16 protein-coding genes and 1 riboswitch are annotated in these 17,690 nt (G+C 47.4%); of the genes, 6 read left to right on the forward strand and 10 right to left on the reverse strand.

Features of this window, described 5'->3' with window-relative positions; translation table 11 throughout:
• The first annotated feature begins 9 nt into the window (after positions 1 to 9).
• Entirely contained in the window at positions 10 to 552 is a 543-nt protein-coding gene (locus tag AAKU61_RS03425; protein ID WP_354329674.1) for an adenine phosphoribosyltransferase, read from the forward strand.
• A 283-nt stretch (positions 553 to 835) separates the two neighbouring features.
• On the opposite strand, the gene AAKU61_RS03430 is transcribed toward AAKU61_RS03425, so the two are convergent.
• A complete protein-coding gene (locus AAKU61_RS03430) occupies positions 836 to 1,939 on the reverse strand; it encodes an alkane 1-monooxygenase (RefSeq protein WP_354329676.1) in 1,104 nt (367 codons plus the stop codon).
• A gap of 321 nt (positions 1,940 to 2,260) precedes the next feature.
• A riboswitch (S-adenosyl-L-homocysteine riboswitch) is annotated at positions 2,261 to 2,339 on the forward strand.
• Between the two features lie 26 nt (positions 2,340 to 2,365).
• Here AAKU61_RS03430 and ahcY point away from each other — a divergent pair.
• The 3 genes from ahcY (at position 2,366) to metF (ending at position 5,088) form a co-directional block, all read left to right on the forward strand.
• Positions 2,366 to 3,820, forward strand: coding sequence for an adenosylhomocysteinase (gene ahcY / locus AAKU61_RS03435; protein WP_503012573.1), 1,455 nt, complete (start codon positions 2,366 to 2,368; stop codon positions 3,818 to 3,820).
• Between the two features lie 99 nt (positions 3,821 to 3,919).
• Entirely contained in the window at positions 3,920 to 4,261 is a 342-nt protein-coding gene (locus AAKU61_RS03440) for a phage holin family protein (protein ID WP_322121166.1), read from the forward strand.
• On the forward strand, positions 4,261 to 5,088 hold the full coding sequence (gene metF, locus AAKU61_RS03445; protein ID WP_354329677.1) for a methylenetetrahydrofolate reductase [NAD(P)H]: 828 nt from the start codon (positions 4,261 to 4,263) through the stop codon (positions 5,086 to 5,088). The genes AAKU61_RS03440 and metF overlap by 1 nt, the downstream gene beginning before the upstream one ends.
• A gap of 245 nt (positions 5,089 to 5,333) precedes the next feature.
• Here the strand turns inward: metF and AAKU61_RS03450 are convergent, their stop codons facing one another.
• From AAKU61_RS03450 to AAKU61_RS03460, 3 genes are all read right to left on the reverse strand, one after another.
• Positions 5,334 to 7,217, reverse strand: a complete 1,884-nt coding sequence (locus AAKU61_RS03450) for a M61 family metallopeptidase (protein ID WP_354329679.1) — start codon at positions 7,215 to 7,217, stop codon at positions 5,334 to 5,336.
• A gap of 50 nt (positions 7,218 to 7,267) precedes the next feature.
• A complete protein-coding gene (locus AAKU61_RS03455; RefSeq protein WP_354329681.1) occupies positions 7,268 to 7,717 on the reverse strand; it encodes a DUF3429 domain-containing protein in 450 nt (149 codons plus the stop codon).
• 549 nt (positions 7,718 to 8,266) lie between these two features.
• Positions 8,267 to 8,392 (reverse strand): hypothetical protein, encoded by a 126-nt coding sequence (locus AAKU61_RS03460; protein WP_354329683.1) that lies wholly within the window; start codon positions 8,390 to 8,392, stop codon positions 8,267 to 8,269.
• 31 nt (positions 8,393 to 8,423) lie between these two features.
• On the opposite strand from AAKU61_RS03460, the gene AAKU61_RS03465 reads away from it, so the two are divergent.
• On the forward strand, positions 8,424 to 10,892 hold the full coding sequence (locus AAKU61_RS03465; protein WP_354329685.1) for a PAS domain-containing sensor histidine kinase: 2,469 nt from the start codon (positions 8,424 to 8,426) through the stop codon (positions 10,890 to 10,892).
• Between the two features lie 206 nt (positions 10,893 to 11,098).
• On the opposite strand, the gene AAKU61_RS03470 is transcribed toward AAKU61_RS03465, so the two are convergent.
• The 3 genes from AAKU61_RS03470 to AAKU61_RS03480 form a co-directional block, all read right to left on the reverse strand.
• The gene (locus AAKU61_RS03470; RefSeq protein WP_354329687.1) at positions 11,099 to 12,538 is read right to left on the reverse strand and encodes a formimidoylglutamate deiminase; all 1,440 of its coding nucleotides are present in this window, start codon (positions 12,536 to 12,538) and stop codon (positions 11,099 to 11,101) included.
• The gene (gene hutG / locus AAKU61_RS03475; RefSeq protein WP_354329688.1) at positions 12,460 to 13,326 is read right to left on the reverse strand and encodes an N-formylglutamate deformylase; all 867 of its coding nucleotides are present in this window, start codon (positions 13,324 to 13,326) and stop codon (positions 12,460 to 12,462) included. The genes AAKU61_RS03470 and hutG overlap by 79 nt, the downstream gene beginning before the upstream one ends.
• A gap of 311 nt (positions 13,327 to 13,637) precedes the next feature.
• A complete protein-coding gene (locus tag AAKU61_RS03480; protein WP_354329690.1) occupies positions 13,638 to 14,120 on the reverse strand; it encodes a cache domain-containing protein in 483 nt (160 codons plus the stop codon).
• A gap of 271 nt (positions 14,121 to 14,391) precedes the next feature.
• Here AAKU61_RS03480 and AAKU61_RS03485 point away from each other — a divergent pair, with 271 nt between their 5' ends.
• Positions 14,392 to 14,970 (forward strand): PilZ domain-containing protein, encoded by a 579-nt coding sequence (locus AAKU61_RS03485; protein ID WP_354329692.1) that lies wholly within the window; start codon positions 14,392 to 14,394, stop codon positions 14,968 to 14,970.
• Between the two features lie 125 nt (positions 14,971 to 15,095).
• On the opposite strand, the gene AAKU61_RS03490 is transcribed toward AAKU61_RS03485, so the two are convergent.
• From AAKU61_RS03490 to AAKU61_RS03500, 3 genes are all read right to left on the reverse strand, one after another.
• Complete coding sequence (locus tag AAKU61_RS03490; RefSeq protein ID WP_322120311.1) at positions 15,096 to 15,782, reverse strand: SPOR domain-containing protein; 687 nt, start codon at positions 15,780 to 15,782, stop codon at positions 15,096 to 15,098.
• Positions 15,783 to 15,842: 60 nt separating this feature from the next.
• The gene (locus AAKU61_RS03495; RefSeq protein WP_354329694.1) at positions 15,843 to 16,685 is read right to left on the reverse strand and encodes a type III pantothenate kinase; all 843 of its coding nucleotides are present in this window, start codon (positions 16,683 to 16,685) and stop codon (positions 15,843 to 15,845) included.
• Between the two features lie 105 nt (positions 16,686 to 16,790).
• The gene (locus AAKU61_RS03500) at positions 16,791 to 17,639 is read right to left on the reverse strand and encodes a biotin--[acetyl-CoA-carboxylase] ligase (RefSeq protein WP_354329696.1); all 849 of its coding nucleotides are present in this window, start codon (positions 17,637 to 17,639) and stop codon (positions 16,791 to 16,793) included.
• Between the last annotated feature and the right edge of the window lie 51 nt (positions 17,640 to 17,690).

A 17,690-nucleotide genomic window follows, 5' to 3' on the forward strand; every position in this document is an offset into this window, starting at 1 on the left:
CAAGCTGTGATGTTCAATCCATCCGACTATATTAAAGAACATATCCGCACTGTGGAAAACTGGCCACAGCAAGGCGTTATGTTTCGTGACATCACCCCATTGCTGCAGAATCCCAAAGTATTCCGGGTGCTGATCGACATGTTCGTACATCGCTATATGGATGAAAAACTCGATGTTGTCGCTGGTCTGGATGCCCGTGGTTTTATCATCGGATCGGTGCTGGCTTATGAACTCAATCTGGGTTTTGTGCCCATCCGCAAAAAAGGCAAACTGCCCTTCCACACGGTATCCGAGCAATATGAATTGGAATACGGCAGTGCCACGGTAGAACTGCATTCCGACGCCTGCAAACCCGGTGACCGCGTCGTGCTGATCGATGATCTGATCGCCACTGGCGGCACTATGATGGCGGGTAAAAAACTGTTAGAACGTCTGGGCGCAGAAGTCATCGAAGGTGCGGTGATTGTCGATTTGCCAGAACTGGGAGGATCAAAACTGATTCAGGCCAGCGGCATGCCTTTGTACACCGTTTGTAATTTTGATGGTCATTAAGCAAATCAGGAAAATACCGGGTTGCTATTGTTGCAATCAACAATGCTGAGCAAACCGTCAACACAAAAAAGAGCCAATTAATTTGGCTCTTTTTTTACATTTAACACAAATGACAAAACTAGATCAGCCAATATACTGCACTATGTATTTTTAAGTTGTCCAGAGGATTACTGGACAATAGGCTATATTTTAAAAAATTAATGGGGAGTATATGAATTTCTTCTGCATTACCTTCCTTGTCAGCTCGCCCAAAACAAGCCCGGCCAACGCCTGCTAAAACTCATCAGACATCGGCTTGCCGTACATGCGCGGGAATCCGCGGATGAATAATCCGGAACCATAAAGGCGGACAAAACGCCAGCACCACCATCGCCCCATAACCGCCCGGTAATTGCGGTGCCTCTTCAAAATGGCGCAACTCCTGGTAGCGTCGAGATGCGTAGGCATGATGATCGGAATGCCGCGCCAGATTCATCAAAAACCAGTTCATCAAACGATAGCTGGAATTCCATGAGTGCTCTGGACGAACACGCTCATAACCGTTATCAGTGCGTTGCCGGGTCAGGCCGTAATGCTCGACGTAATTGATCGCCTCCAGCTCACAAAACGCCACGACAGCCTGGCCGACAAAAAAACACACACCAGCCCAACCAAAGAGTAAAAACGCTGCCGCAGCAAACACAGTAGATACCGCAGACCAAAGCAATACCTCATTGCGCCAGGCTGACAGTCCACGTTTTTGAAGACGATTTTTTTCGAGTCGCCAGGCATTCAGAGTGTTGTGCCAGACCGCTTGTGGAATAAAGCCATACACCGTTTGCCATAACTTGGCAGACGACGCGTCCTTAGGGGTAGATACGTTCACATGATGTCCATATACGTGCTCAATTTTAAATCCGCCATAACAGACGGAAGACAACAAGATGCCACCAACCCACTGCTCTAAGCGCGTTGGTTTATGGACCAACTCATGCGCAACGGTGATCGCCAAAATCCCCGATACGGCACCGACTGAAAAGATCCAGCCTAGCTTGCCGATCCAATTAAAATCCGTCGTCGTGAACACATGCAAACCCCACCACAGCGACAACAATTGCACCGGCAATGCAGCCAGCGCAATCCACCGATACAGAGCTATATGGCGCACGTTCTCCTCAGGCTGTGAGGTATCTTGACCAACCACATAATCGATCAGACTCAAAACCCCATACATCACAAAAAAAGGCCAGAACGCAAATAGATTCGGCATCTCCAGAGCACGACCAAATCGCCAGGCATCAAACAAAGACATCGGCACCAACAGGATCAAAAAAAAGCGCAGCGGCCAGATCCAACGCGCAATGAGCGAGGGAGATTGAGCAGGTAAAGATGGCTGATGGGTCGTCATAGCAAAATTTTCAGTCGTCGATCAATTAAAACAATATAGCAGGTCAATTAGATTTTTGATGTTGCGATGCATCACGCATGAATAGAATGAATCAGAGGCAAAAATCCAGTGTCTTTGGATTAATACCCATCGAAATATATTCCCTCAACGCCTCCTGCGCCAAAACACAATTCTGAATCGCCGCCGACCTAGACTATAAACTGATCACCAAGCTTATCGACAATTATTTTTCTTAAAATTGTGACATCAGCACCGTCAAACTGACCCGCAACTGGCAGCGCAAAGTACAGACGTGGCATTCCAAGTGCGCTATACTTCAGCCAATCCGAGGAGCGTTGCGACGAAATCTTGCTATTTCGCCAGGCTTGGATGATCAACACTGCAACTGCGCTCACGTTACTTTTTTCACTTAGAAAGGAGGGCGTGATGAACGCCACCACCATGACTACCGCAGCCGCCACACCTGTTTCAAACTCAGCAGCAAAATCCACTCAAGACTTTTTCGTCGCCGATATCAGCTTAGCTAGCTGGGGTCGCAAAGAAATCCAGATCGCAGAAACAGAAATGCCAGGCCTGATGGCAATTCGTGAAGAATTCGCTGCCAGCCAGCCATTAAAAGGTGCGCGCATTACTGGCTCCCTGCATATGACAATCCAGACTGCGGTACTGATCGAAACGCTAAATGCACTCGGCGCACAAGTACGCTGGGCTTCCTGCAATATTTACTCCACGCAAGATCACGCTGCTGCTGCAATCGCTGCGGGTGGCACGCCGGTATTCGCATTTAAAGGCGAAAATCTGGATGAATACTGGGATTTCACACACCGTATTTTTGACTGGACTGACGGTGGTTATTCCAACATGATTTTGGATGACGGCGGCGACGCAACATTGTTGCTGCACCTCGGTACACGTGCAGAGAAAGATATTTCTGTTCTGGCAAACCCGGGGTCAGAAGAAGAAATCTGCCTCTTCAATGCCATCAAATCCAAGCTTGCAACTGATGCTACCTGGTACTCCAAACGTCTGGCAGCAATCAAAGGCGTGACAGAAGAAACGACTACTGGTGTGCACCGTTTGTACCAGATGCACAAAGAAGGCAAACTCGCCTTCCCAGCGATCAACGTCAATGATTCCGTCACTAAATCCAAGTTCGACAATTTGTACGGTTGCCGTGAATCTTTAGTCGATGGCATCAAGCGCGCAACTGACGTCATGATCGCCGGTAAGGTAGCAGTGATCGCTGGCTATGGTGACGTGGGCAAAGGTTCAGCGCAAGCAATGCGTGCACTGTCTGCACAAGTCTGGGTCACAGAAATCGATCCTATCTGTGCATTGCAAGCAGCAATGGAAGGCTATCGTGTTGTGACGATGGAATATGCAGCGGAACACGGTGATATTTTCGTGACGACGACCGGTAATTACCACGTCATCAGCCATGCTCACATGCTGAAGATGAAAGATCAGGCAATTGTCTGCAACATCGGCCACTTCGACAATGAAATCGACGTCGCCGCACTCAAGCAATACACCTGGGAAAACATCAAGCCACAAGTCGATCACGTGATCTTCCCTAGCGGTCGTCGCATTATCTTGCTGGCCGAAGGTCGTCTGGTCAATCTGGGTTGCGGCACTGGTCATCCATCGTATGTGATGAGTTCTTCTTTTGCGAATCAAACCATCGCACAAATCGAACTGTTCTTAAACAATGACAAGTATCCGGTTGGCGTCTACACATTGCCAAAACATCTGGATGAAAAAGTCGCTCGCCTGCAATTGAAAAAACTTAATGCGCAGTTGAGTGAGCTGACAGATGAGCAAGCAGCATATATCGGCGTCAGCAAAAATGGCCCTTACAAGCCAGAGCAATATCGTTATTAATCAGCAGGCTTGGTAGAATGAAAGCCCATCTCCCGCTTTAGGGGGGAGGGGCATTTACCGCAGTATTTCCCTCTCAAACGCCATCACACTGGAGAACCCATGCGCCTGCTAGCCACCTGGATCATCAACGGCCTCGCCTTACTTGCCCTACCCTACCTTATGCACTCGGTGTCGATTGACAGCTTTGTTACCGCACTGATTGTTGCCTTGGTATTGGGTTTTGTGAATGCCATCATCCGCCCTATTCTGCTGATTTTGACACTGCCAGTCACTGTGCTGACGCTTGGCCTGTTCATCTTCATCATCAATGGTCTGATGTTCTGGGGTGTCGCCAATTTAGTTGATGGTTTCCATGTCGCTGGTTTCTGGTCAGCTGTGGGTGGCGCATTGTTATATAGCGTGATCTCTTGGACGCTCTCCACCTTACTGTTTAAAAAATAATGTCTGAGCACAATTTTAGTATCGAATTTTTCCCGCCCAAAACAGCGGAAGGCGCAGAAAAATTGCGTGTTACACGTGCCAAACTGGCAGAGTTGCAACCTAAATATTTCTCAGTCACCTTTGGCGCTGGCGGTACCACGCAACAAGGTACGCTGGATACAGTGATCGATATACGCAAAGAAGGTTATGCAGCAGCACCACATCTGTCTTGCGTCGGCGGCACCCGCGATTCTATCCGCGATATTCTCAAACAATATCAGGCCAATGACATCCATCGTCTGGTCGCCTTACGTGGCGATTTACCCAGCGGTTATGGTGCAGCAGGTGAGTTCCGTTATGCCAATGAGTTGGTGGAATTTATTCGTGCAGAAACCGGTGACTGGTTCCATATCGAAGTTGCCGCTTATCCAGAAATGCACCCTCAAGCACGCTCGCCACAAGATGATTTGCAAAGTTTTGTGCGCAAGATGAACGCTGGTGCAAATGCGGCGATCACCCAATATTTTTACAATCCTGATGCCTACTTTCAGTTTGTAGAACTGGCACAAAAAGCGGGTGTCACCGCACCGATCGTAGCTGGCATCATGCCAATTACGAACAGCAGCCAGCTGATGCGATTCTCAGAAATGTGCGGCGCAGAAATCCCACGTTGGGTACGCTTAAAACTAGCCAGCTTCGGCGATGACACGGCCTCGATTAAAGCCTTTGGCCTGGATGTGGTAACGAACTTGTGCGAACGCTTGCTGGCGGGCGGTGCACCTGGCTTGCATTTTTATTCGCTAAATCAAGCAGCGGCGACTACAGCGATTTGGCAGCGTTTAGTGTAGTCATTTCAACGCAGAAATGAGCTCACTAGCAGCTTGATAACAGTCGCTATTGACAGCTCTGGCGTGTGAGATCGCAGTCAAACATAAAAATCAAGCAGTAAACTCTTTAGAATTTTATGGGGCAAAGAAAATAAGTATTTAATGGGAGTATCCATAAAATAAAGGCAGATGTCCAATTAAGTTATGGACATCTGCCTTAGTAATTAAGGTACTACCACCTAGTATCTTATATCAAGCCTCAGAAATTAAGCCTTCACTACACGCTGATAGCTGGGTCGTTTTGTCTGCAATACAGCTTTGCTGTGCTCTTCCAAAGCCAGTGCTAAGGCTGGTACATCATCTGACTGCAACTTGGCCTGGACCAGCATTAGCTCGTCACGGCGGAACACATGCAATTGCACGGTGTCGCCGACGCTGTAGCGACTCAATGCATTCGTCAGACCATCTGCGGCATCGGCGGCGCTGACCCGCAAACCGTTGATGGCGATCAGCACATCTCCTGCGGACAATCCTGCACGGTGTGCAGCGCGACCTTCGTATACATTAACTAGTTTGCAGTCATTGCCGTCTTTGCCGGTACGTACACCCAGCACTGGTTTGACTATTTTTGCAGACTTGCTGCCATCGTTGAGGACGACCCCAAAATCTTCAAATAATTTAGATAGCGGCAAATCTTCCGTACCGCGCACGTAACGATCTAAGAAGCGCTTGGCATTGATGCCAGTTGCTTGTTGTATGATCGCCTCAATCTCGTTTTCGCCCAGACCTTGTTGCTGACCTAACGCTGTCTTTTGATAGAAATCACGTCCAAATTTTTGCCATAGTGCGCGCATCAAATCGTCCAGCGATTTTTTCCCCGCAGTCTCGATACGGATTGTCAGATCGAGTGCCAGTCCGACCAGTGAGCCTTTGGTGTAATAGCTGACAATCGCGTTGGGTGAATTCTCATCCTGGCGATAATATTTGGTCCAGGCATCAAAACTAGATTCGGCCACGCTTTGTTTTTTACGACCCGATCCTCGCATGACCATGTTGATGGTTTTAGAAACCAGCTTAAAGTAACTAGCCTCGCTGATTAAGCCAGAACGTACCAACATCAGATCATCGTAATAGCTGGTAAAACCCTCAAACAGCCATAGCAGGCTGGTGTAATTTTCTTGCCTTAAATCGTAGTGGGCAAATGCTGCGGGCTTAATACGTTTGACATTCCAAGTATGGAAATATTCATGACTGCACAGACCCAAAAAGTTCTGGTAGCCATCAGTTATTTCGGTCTGGTGCTTAGCTGGCAAATCGCTACGATTACAAATCAGCGCAGTCGATGCGCGATGCTCAAGACCGCCATAACCGTCACCCACAGCCATGGTCATAAACACATAGCGATCCATCGGTGCACGTTTGGTCTTGGGCTCAAAAAAAGCAATTTGAGTTTCGCAGATTTTTTTTACGTCTGCGGTGATGCGTTGCAAATCGATATTGGGTACGGTGCCTGTCACGACAAAATCATGCGGCACACCATGCGCCTCAAAACTCGCCAAAGCAAAATTGCCCATCTCTACCGGATGATCAATCAGCTCGTCATAGTTGGCGGCGATATAAGTGCCAAAGCCGTAGCGTTTTGCTTTTAATTCAGGCAGCGATGTGGCAACGCGCCAGGTCTTGCAAGCGGCATCATCAGCGCGCTGGATGTCCACAATATGCGGCGACATCTCTTGTCCCAGCACCTGCAAAAATACGCTAGTGCCGTTGTAAAAACCATGTTGCTGATCCAGATGCGCTGCACGGACCGACAAATCCCATGCATAGACCTCGTACTCCAAAGTCAAGACGCCATCACAGGCAGCGGCTTGCCATGTATGTTTGTCGAGTTTTTTGACGGCAATTTTTTTACCTGCGCTATGTGCTTGCAGTTGCACAATATTGCGCGAGAATTCACGCACCATATAGCTACCGGGTATCCAGGCGGGTAACATCACAATCTGCCCCGCAGGATCAGGCTGACTTATTTGTAGGCTGACTTGGTATAGATGACCAGCTAAATCTTTGGGGACAATGCTGTACTTGATTGCGCTTGCTGATGTGGACTCTTTATTCTTCACAACGATCCTATTTTTAATTGTATTTCTCATACGCATTATTCCCCCTGACATCGCTACTGGTTTTGTCGCCACTTATTTTTTCAGCGTACATTTGCCGCAATAAAAGTAAAAGCGAGTGCGGCAACCACAACGCCCGTTAATTTTAAGCGTAATGCGATAAACCATATGGGTAGTTCATAACGAAGATAGAGCTGCTTGTCGAACTGATAGGCGACCACAAAACCAATAATTTGTACTAAAAAACCAACGCCAACGTTAACCATAGAACACCAGGCAATCATGGAAGGGATAACGCCCCACAACAAAGCTTTGCGGGTATCTGCAGGATTTAAATTTTTCGACATTAAAGCAATGCCCCAGTGTAAACCGCCCAAAAAAGACAAAATCGCAACGCCATAAGATAGCTGAGCTTTGATGAAATAACCCAACCAGTCAGGATGCACAATCCAGCATGCCAAGCTTAACAAACAAAAGGGAATGAGCCCGGCGAAACCCAGTTTGTTCACAAGCTGCTTGTTCGGAATATCCATTTTTTGCGTTCTTCTTTAGTTTTTTTGTCAGCATTTATCAATGCTGCTGTTACGGCAATACTCGGATTACCTATCAATTACCATTAGCCGATATTTTATGAGGAATCGCCGACATTAGATATATTTGGCCATAGGCATAAGAAAGAAATTAGTCAGCTTTTTTTAAAAACAACTAATTCAATCTTAAAAATACCGAATGTCGTCCTTTTTAGGTATATTGATGATTCGATCAGCGAGAAAAATATCCCATTAAATAATCTCTGCGGTCTTAGCTCAGACTGTCTAATTCTAGGCAAAAATGGCCCTACTCAACAATCCAGGCATGCTCCACACGCGCTGTAAAATTTTATGGCAAACGAGGCTCGTCACATCCTGGACGGCAAAACTTATACTGTGTTTTATTTTTTTTGCGTTGTACTCACATCACACTGAGGCAACTGAAGTCAACCCAAGCATTATGTTAACTTTAGGCAAATACGCCCATCTCAATGCCAAGATTGACAGCTTACCAAGTCTAAAAAATCTCGGGTCAACGCCACTATTCTCGACTCAAAATTCCGCTACTGGCGCGACCAAACCAAGCACTGACAGCGTGGATAGCGCCTTAACTAACAGCAATTCTAGCCCCCACAAAGTTCCATCAATTGCGGACTCGCCACCGCTTTTTTTCAGCATCACAGTGCCGTTAATGGTTGGCTTTTTAGTGATGCTTATTTTGCTTCTATTTGTGCTGCAAACTAAAAAACGCAGCCAACGAGAACTACAAAAAAGTGAGCGCAATTATCGTGAGCTATTCAACTTTAGTAGTGAGGCGATTGTTATCCGAGACATGGAAACCGGTAAGTTAATTGATGTCAACCACCGCTTTACTGAGCTATATGGATTTGCAGCAGAAGACGTAGCCGCGCTCAACATCAAAAATACCAGTTCTGATGTCGCACCATATACAGAAGCAGAAGCGGTCTACTGGTTAGCAAAAGCGATTAATGAAGGTCCGCAATTATTTGAATGGCACGCCAAACATGCCGATGGTCATCTGTTTTGGGTAGAGGTGTCATTACACATAGAAGAGCTGGAAGGAAAGCAGCGATCAGTGGCTTCCGCCAGAGATATTACCGAGCGCAAACTCGCTGTTGCCCGCGCTAACGCCATAGAGCAACAAATGCAGCGGACCTATAAAAATCTACCGATTGCCTTATTCACTATTGATAAGAACCATAAGGTGACGCAATGGAACACCTTGCTGGAGCAAATGACAAACACCAACGCGAACGAGATTGTCGGATCAGATCACACATGGCGAGGTTTTTATCTTGAGCCAAGGCCTTGCCTGGCTGACTTTGTGCTGAATAATGCGACGATGGATGAGATCCAAACACATTATAAGAACCCAGTTTTGCACAGCAAAGTCGTGATCGGTGGCATCGAAACGGAAGCTTTTTTAAAGCTGATTGACGTTGTTGGTGATACTGGAAAATGGCTACAGTTCACCGCGGTGCCTTTGTTGGATGAAGATGGTCAGATGATTGGCGCCTTAGAAACGCTAACCGATATGACCGAGCGCAAACTAGCTGAAATCGCCTTGCGTAATAGCGAGGCGACATACAGAACCCTGATAGATCACGCGCCGGAGGCGATGTTGGTTTTAGACGCTGACAAGAATCGCTTTATCGATGTCAATCGTAATGCCCTACAACTTTTTCGCTACCAGCACGCAGATTTGCTAAAGCTTAGCCCGATCAAACTCGTCTCGACTAAAGATAATGACGGAAAGGATCTGACGAGTACGATTGTCGGCTATTTTAATGAATCATTGATTGGGCCAGACCTTCGTTTTGAATTGAAGTGCGTGCGCTCTGATGGTACAAAATTCCCATGTGAGCTACATCTGGTGAGGCTGCCAAGTCCGCAAAATACACGACTCATCCGTTGCAATATCACTGATATCACAGAACGTAAAGCTGCCGAAGAAGCGATTTTAAAAGAGCGGAATTTTCTCGAAGCCTTATTAGACGCAATGCCAATCCCCATTTTCTATAAAAATAAAGATGGTATCTATCTGGGTTGTAATGACGCGTTCATCACGATGACGGGACTCACCCGTGAAAAAATTATTAATAAAAAAATGACTGACTGGCTAGAGCCGAACCGAGTCAAGCTGTATGAGGAGAAAGATCAAGAGCTATACCAGAAGTATGAAAAACAAGTTTTCCAATTACACCTTGACGACTATTTTAATGAAGTTAAACATGTGATCTTTCACCGTGCAGTGTATAAAAACCAATTCGGTATTGTTGATGGAATGATCGGTGCAATTTTAGATATTACTGAACTAGAAAAAACCAAAATCGCATTAGAACAATTAAACCTTGCGCTGGAGAGTCGTGTACTAGAACGCACCGAAGAATTACAGCAAGCGATGAAGCATTTAATCCAGTCTGAAAAGCTCGCGGCGCTGGGGAATCTGGTTGCAGGCATTGCTCATGAACTGAATACACCGATCGGCAATATCGTCACAATCGCATCCACCCTCAAAGACGAAACCAGTAGCTTTTTAGATAAACTCAATGGCGGTGGATTACGAAAAAGTGAGGCAATACAGTCTGCCACACTCATGCATGAAGCTGGCAAGATGATAGAACACAATGCAATTCGTAGCGCCAAGCTAATTTCTGATTTCAAGCAAGTCGCAGTGGATCAATCGAGTGCCCGGCGCCGTTCGTTTGATCTGGAATCAACAGTGCAAGAAGTGATGACAACACTGCTGCCAATGCTAAAGCGCACGAGTCATGTCGTCGAGATCGATATCCCGGAAAAAATTCAACTTGATAGTTACCCTGGCCCGATAGAACAGATCATTACTAATTTGACTTCCAACTCTTTACTGCATGGATTTGAGCATATAGAAAAAGGACATATTTCAATTAAAGCGCAATTGCTGAATGAAGAAATTATATTGGATTATCAAGATAACGGACATGGCATGACGGCAGAAACTCAGGTGCATTTGTTTGATCCATTTTTTACGACCAAGCTAGGACAAGGCGGCAGTGGACTAGGACTTTATATTGTCTACAACCTGGTAACGGGTGTGCTAGGTGGGCGCATCAGCATCCATAGCAGTCTGGACACGGGTGCGCACTTCACGCTGTGCTTGCCACAAAAGGCGCCATAAAATTCCCGGCGCCAACTCCAGGAATGCAATCGCTATCAGCAAAGCATCAATATTGAATTATTAATACTAGCACTGAGTATATTTTAATCGTCCAGAACAAACTTGGACAATAGCCCCCCTATTTATCAACATACTCCCAAATAAATATCATTTATTGAGATAAATAACAGGTGAACTAATGAGCGTACCCCACCTGTATTTTCTCCTTAAGACTGCCGCAACACCCGCATACAATCGGCATACCCACCCTGAATACGATCTTGCTCCACATGCCGTCGGTGCTGCACTACCGGGCGACCGCCAACACGCACATCACGCACCAGATTATCGTTGCCTGCAAAAATCCAGGTATTGAGTAAATCTGCCACTGGCAAGCCTTGCAGATTAGGATGCTGATCATCCAGCACTAACATATCAGCCCGTTTACCAATCGCGAGTTGGCCAACCTGGCGACCGGATGCCTGCGCTCCGCCTTGCAAACTGGCATGCCATAAAAAATCACCAACGCGGCGCTGCCCAGCTTGACTGGCGATATTGCGGCCTTGCAGCCGCAGCCGCTGACCGTATTCCAGCCAGCGCAATTCCTCGATGGGACTTTGCGAAGCGTGACTATCGCTGCCGATGCCAAAGCGACCTTGCGCAGCAATGTAATCCGGCAGATCAAAAAATCCGTCACCCAAATTACCCTCTGTCGTTGTGCAGATACCCGCGACGGCCTTGCTGGCTGCAACCGCTGCTAGCTCAGCTTTGTCCAGATGGGTGGCATGCACCAGACACCAGCGATGATCGACTTGCTGGGTGTCCAACAACAACTGCACTGGTCGTTTGCCGCTGTGCGCAATACAGGCATCGACTTCTCTCTGTTGTTCAGCTATGTGAATATGAATTGGCCTGTTCGCTGGCAAAGCAGCCACTAATTCCTTGATCTGTGCCACGTTAGCAGCGCGTAGCGAATGGGGTGCCACACCGACCTCAACCTGACCATTGCGCGCGGTTTCTAACTGACTGATCAGTTGCAAAATCTGCTCGGTATTGGTAGAGAAACAACGCTGATCATGCCGCAACGGGACGTCACCAAAATCGGCAAAGCTATATAGCACCGGCAACATACTGATTCCCATGCCGGTAGTATGTGCGGCAGCAATCACGCGTTGCGCGGTCTCTGCCATGTTGGCATAAAACCCGCCGTCAAGCGCGCGATGCAGATAGTGAAATTCGCACACGCTGGTATACCCATGGCGCAGGCATTCCATATACAGCTGGGCGGCAATCGCCTCCATCTGTTCAGGCGTGATTTGCAACGCCATGCGATACATCAGGTCACGCCAGGTCCAGAAACTATCAGGTCCCTCGCCTGCGATTTCGGTCATACCCGCCATTGCACGCTGGAAGGCATGAGAATGCAAATTGATCATACCAGGCAGGACAAATTCTTCCTGTACCTCGTGTGCGTCAGGCGTCGCATCACAAATGACTTCTGTAAGATCACCGTCTGCACCCCAACTCAATCTGACGTTCTTGGCCCAACCATCAGCAAGATAAGCATTGCGGGCAAATAAAGTAGCACTCAAGACTGCACCATGCTGGTTGAAGTAGTCGGATTCGCCTGAGGTTTTAATTGAAAGTGCGATTGCTGTTGTGCCCATTCCAGGCAGGTTGTGAGTAACTGGCGCAGTAATGGCTGCACTTGTGCCGCCAGATCGGGGCGATAGGCGTATGGCGCTGGCTCATCCATGTAGATGCACTGGCTCATCTCTAGCTGCACTGCATGGACACCATCATGCGGCTGACCATAATTACGGGTGATGTAACCGCCTTTAAAGCGACCATTAAATATATGACTATAAGTTTGCGCCTCTGCTGACGTTTGCAGGCAATGCATCAGCGCTTGCTGCAAACCGGGATCACAGGATCTTTGATCTGCGGTACCAAAATTCAGATCAGATAATTTGCCTTGAAAAAACCGCGGGACTTGCGACGCAATCGAATGAGCATCCCACAAAATCACTGTCCCAAACTGCGCACGCAAGCGGTCCAGCTCTTGCTGCAATTGATCGTGATACGGCTGCCAGTAAGTCGCAATGCGTCGTTGCACTTCTGCCGCATCGGGCGTTTTACCTGCGGGATATAAAGCTTGTTTGGTAAAGGTATCGACCGGGCACAAGCCCGTTGTATCCAGCCCCGGGTACAGATTACTGTCATCGCGGGAACGATTCAGATCAATCACGTAGCGCGAGTAATCGGCATGGATTACCGATGCGCCTAAGTCTTGTGCCATGTTGTAGAGCAAGGGCAAATGCCAGTCGGTATCGGCTTTATCAAAAGCCACAGACTCTAACTGGGCGCTGACTTCGGGCGGGATGTTGGTGCCGACATGCGGCATAGAAATCAATAAAGGCACACTGCCTTGCTGGAAATGGAATACGGGTTGCATGATGAACTTCTTTTGAAAAAAACTCTCAGGTGTATCGTAATTTTAGTGACTTATTGCTGCCGGGATTGTTGTAGCTACGTTTTTAGGTATTGAAGTCGTCTAAAAACTTTTTAATGAGATCTGATCATCAGTAGGGTGCGCCATGCGCACCGGCATACTGTTCGTTACGGTTTGCTACGGATTACCGCGGTACACATAGCGCATCCTGCTACAGCAAGTAGATTAAACGGTTTTTAGAAAGTCAAATGGATCGTCCAATCGTTCTGCGGCTTAGCAGAGGTTTTCCTTCTACAAGCCGCAGAAGTATTGGACTATCCTTTATAAATTCCACAGGCGAAATAAAGATCGTCGACTCGTTCTACGTAGGTGCTTTTTTGCTCTAAGACTTTGGTGATCGGGTTTGGCCACTTGTAGTCAACCCAGCCTTTACCTTCTTTGCTGGCGGCGACTTCCGTCATTTTACGGACGAAAAAAACGCCGTCCACATCTTTCAACTCACCTAAATTTTTACCGATCAATTTAGGGTTAGCGCCATGTGCCAGCGTCGGACCACCGCCTTTGACCGTGCCGGCAAAGATGTACAAATCTTTCACCAGAAATTGTCCTTTGGGATCATTGATCTCGGCAAATGTTTTCTCTTTACCATTAGCTTTGTAATAGGCGATTACCTTCTTCACCAGATCGGTTGCCTCTTGCGCGCTGCCGTGCTCGACAGCCAAGGCGGTACCGGTAAATGAGATGGCAAATAAACCGGCGAATACGGTCGCTACCAACATTTTGATGAATGCTTTCATATTGTCTCCTGTTATATTATTAGAGTTGCCACAGAATTATTGAAAAAAACTGTTGGCGGTTTTAGCATAATCCATCCTTAAGTCAGACACAAACTACTTATGCATGAATTAGAACAACACGACATGTTAGAGACGGCAGAAGTTGTACTGTCTGTTACAACCCAAATGTAACAATGGATGGTTAATGCGCTTATAATTTTTAGGTAACTTTCTAAGACGTATTTAGGTTTTAACCTCAAGTTTTAATATCGAGTTTTAATAGATCGCCCCTATGAAAAATCCAGATAGCGACCAACCTGCGCAAGACCAGTCAGACCTTGTCGAAGACGAACTGGACAACGTGGATGGCGAGCCTCTGCAAGAGGCTAAGAATGCGTTGTCGGATGCTTCAGCGGATACTTCATCAAGTGAGCCATCAAGTGGGCAGACAAGCGCGCCCTCCAACTTCGCTCCCATCTCTATTTCGACCAGGCTGCCCCGGGCCAACAATCGCATTTATAAACGTTATTTAGTTAAATGGCGCATGGCGATTGTGTATGAAGGTGGCATGGGCAAAAAGACTTTCCATGGACGCGTCAACGAGATATCGCTGGGAGGTTTGAGTATCCATTGCGATCACAATGTCTTTTATGAGGGTAAAGTGATTTTGCTATTGGCATTGCCGCCGCTGAATGCAGGCACTAAAGAGAAGATTCTGGAAATTAGTTGCCGCATGAATTACACCATCTTGTCGCAAAAATTATTTCGCATCGGTCTGGAGTTTGTGGATTTCCGGAGCGGCGATAAAAAATTGCTGGAAGAGAGGCTAGAGATTAGCAATGCGGGTGGAATTTCGTACTCAGAAATGTGAGTTTGAACCGAATCAAGCCTCACGTTTTTAGCGCCAGCTCCGTCACAAGTCCCACAACACTCTTACCGCCACTAATTAGCCGGTAAGAGCGTGCCTCATCAGCTTAGTTTCTGCTTGGTTTTTGCTTAATTTTTACTATATGCCGTGGATTGGCAGTTGCGTACATCTTGCTCTGAAAAGTCGAGTTTGATGATATCAAAACGGGCTTTTTCTTCTGCACTGAGCGCACGTAATTGGTAAGCAAATTTATTAGTAGTGAGGGTACGTGCGCCAATGCGGGCGCTGTGTACGCCTTTATTGCTGAGTTTATTCAAATGCGCTTTGGCTGCATCTTCGGTTTTAAATACGCCGAGTGAAATACCAAATCGCAGATTTGATTGATCCACCACAATGAAAAAATCGGTGATGCCAAGACGACGTAATTCACCGGCTTTTTTGTCGGCACCATCTTTGCTGCCTTGGGATGGAATAAATACCATATAGGTCACGGTATCTGCATCGACCACATTAATACGTGATTGACGATCACCGAGCGCCAAGGTTTTTAGTTTGTCTTCAATCTTGCTTGCATCTGCTTGTAAAAAATTACCGATTTGCAGACAAGCCTGCACATCATTTTTTCGCTCCTCGGGCACTTGCGCGGGTGCCAGCGCCAGGCTGGCAGAGATTACATGCAACTGATCGCTGTTCAGTTGCTTAACCATTCTTTGCGGCTCATGGGCATCCATGTCCCAGTTACCAAGATAGCCTAGATTGAAGGCGATTAAAAACGCATTCAGTATTAGCAAGCTCCAGAAAAAAAATCTCAGCATAATTTATTCATGATTAGAGGTGGATGCGGTATTTAGCTTGTTAACGGTTGACTACTCTTGCTAAAGCTGCGGTTGGCTGGAGTTGACAGTAGTGTGCATCGATGCAACTACGGCCAAACCCGTCAACACCAGATTATCCACATGCTGACAGGCAATGCCAAGATCCGGCGTCAAATGAGGAAGAAGATAAGTTGCAGCACCGCCTGAAATGAGACAAGTCACCGGCGTATTTTGTAAAGCCTGCCAGCGTGCAACGGCGCGTTCTAAAGCACCGACCTGGGCATTAATGCAGCCGCTGACTATCGCAGACTCAGTGTTATCGGCGAATAAATTTATCAGCGAAATACTCTCTGCAACTTGGGGCAATTGCGCGGTATTTTTTGCTAATGACTGCGCCATTAGTTTTAAACCGGGCAAAATCATCCCGCCGTGAAACACGCCATCGGCGCTCAGCGCATCTATGGTCGTCGCAGTGCCGCATGTGGCAACAATGAGCGATTGCTGCGGATACAAGGCATGCGCCGCAATGGCAGTGGTAAAACGATCGCAACCTAATTGTGCTGGATTGCGATAGCCGTTTTTAACCCCGGCAACTTGTGCTGCCGAAGCAAAAAATTCGGGCACGAGCTTGAAGCTTGCTAACGAAAACGCTTGCTCCAGATAATTGATTAAAGTCGCTTTGAAGTCACTACCAGCAACATTAGAAATCACAATACGATTGATCAATATGCCCTGCGCTGCAAGCACTTTCCAAGCAGTAGGTAATTGGTCTGACTCAGCGTGACTGACAGAATCAAACAGCAACCATACCGGTACCGCACGCAAGGGCAAGTCAGTCAAACCGGATTCGGCAAGCACTGCCCATTTGATGCGGGTATTTCCGGCGTCGATTAATAGCAACATGCAGGCGTTTTCCTCAATCTACTGTTTGTGGTGGCATTTTGTTTCAGACGCCTTGGTTCAGCTGCTTTGGTTTTTAGGACTAGCACTCTTTACGTTCTGTATTTTTTATGGAACCGGACGCAAGGATACATCACCTGCCACGACCGTCACCTGCCCTTGCTCGGTTTGTAATACTAGACAACCCGTTGCATCTACGCCCAATGCGATCCCCGCATGCCGTTGCTCACCGCCATCCAGTATCAACACATTTTGCTGCGCATAAGCATGCAGCGCATTCCAGCGTGCGGCAAAGGCTGAAAAACCGTGTTGCTGGAATTGTTCTAAGGCCTTTGCCAGCGCATTAAGCAGATGCGCCATCAGTAAGTTTCTGTCCATTTGTGCCAGCCATGGTGCATCGGCCACGGCTTGCCCAATCTCGGCTTCCAGCGCCTCGGGCACGCGCAAGTTAAGGCCTATGCCGATCACCGCCCACATCGCGTCGTCATTGGTGCTGGCGGTTTCTATCAATATGCCGGCCAGCTTTTTTTTGTCTTTGAGTATGTCATTTGGCCATTTCAACTGCACCGGCACACCCAGGCTCAACAAAACCTCTGCTACTGCGGTACCAACTGCTAACGGCAAGCCAGATAAACTTTGTGCACTGCCAGCTTGTACACCACGTTTAAAACGCCACGCCAAAGAGAATGTCAACACGCCGCCGGGTGCTGAATGCCAGACACGACCAGCACGTCCGCGACCTGCTGTCTGACGTTCTGCAATCCTAAGCAATGGCGCTTGCAAGTCGCCTAAGCGCGCCATCAAATCAGCATTGGTTGAGCCGGTTTCAGCTACGACCTCAACATCTACCTGCACGCCATACTGATCGCGCAGAGGCAAAATCTGGTTGGTACTTAATGGGCTGAATGTGCTGAGTGTGCCGGGTGTACCGGGTGTACTTGTGATTGTTGTTGTCATACGGATAGGACTGCGTGATTTAAAAAATGCTTTATTGGTCAATAAGAGCCA

The organism is Undibacterium sp. GrIS 1.2, assembly GCF_040544435.1.
GTDB lineage: Bacteria > Pseudomonadota > Gammaproteobacteria > Burkholderiales > Burkholderiaceae_D > Undibacterium.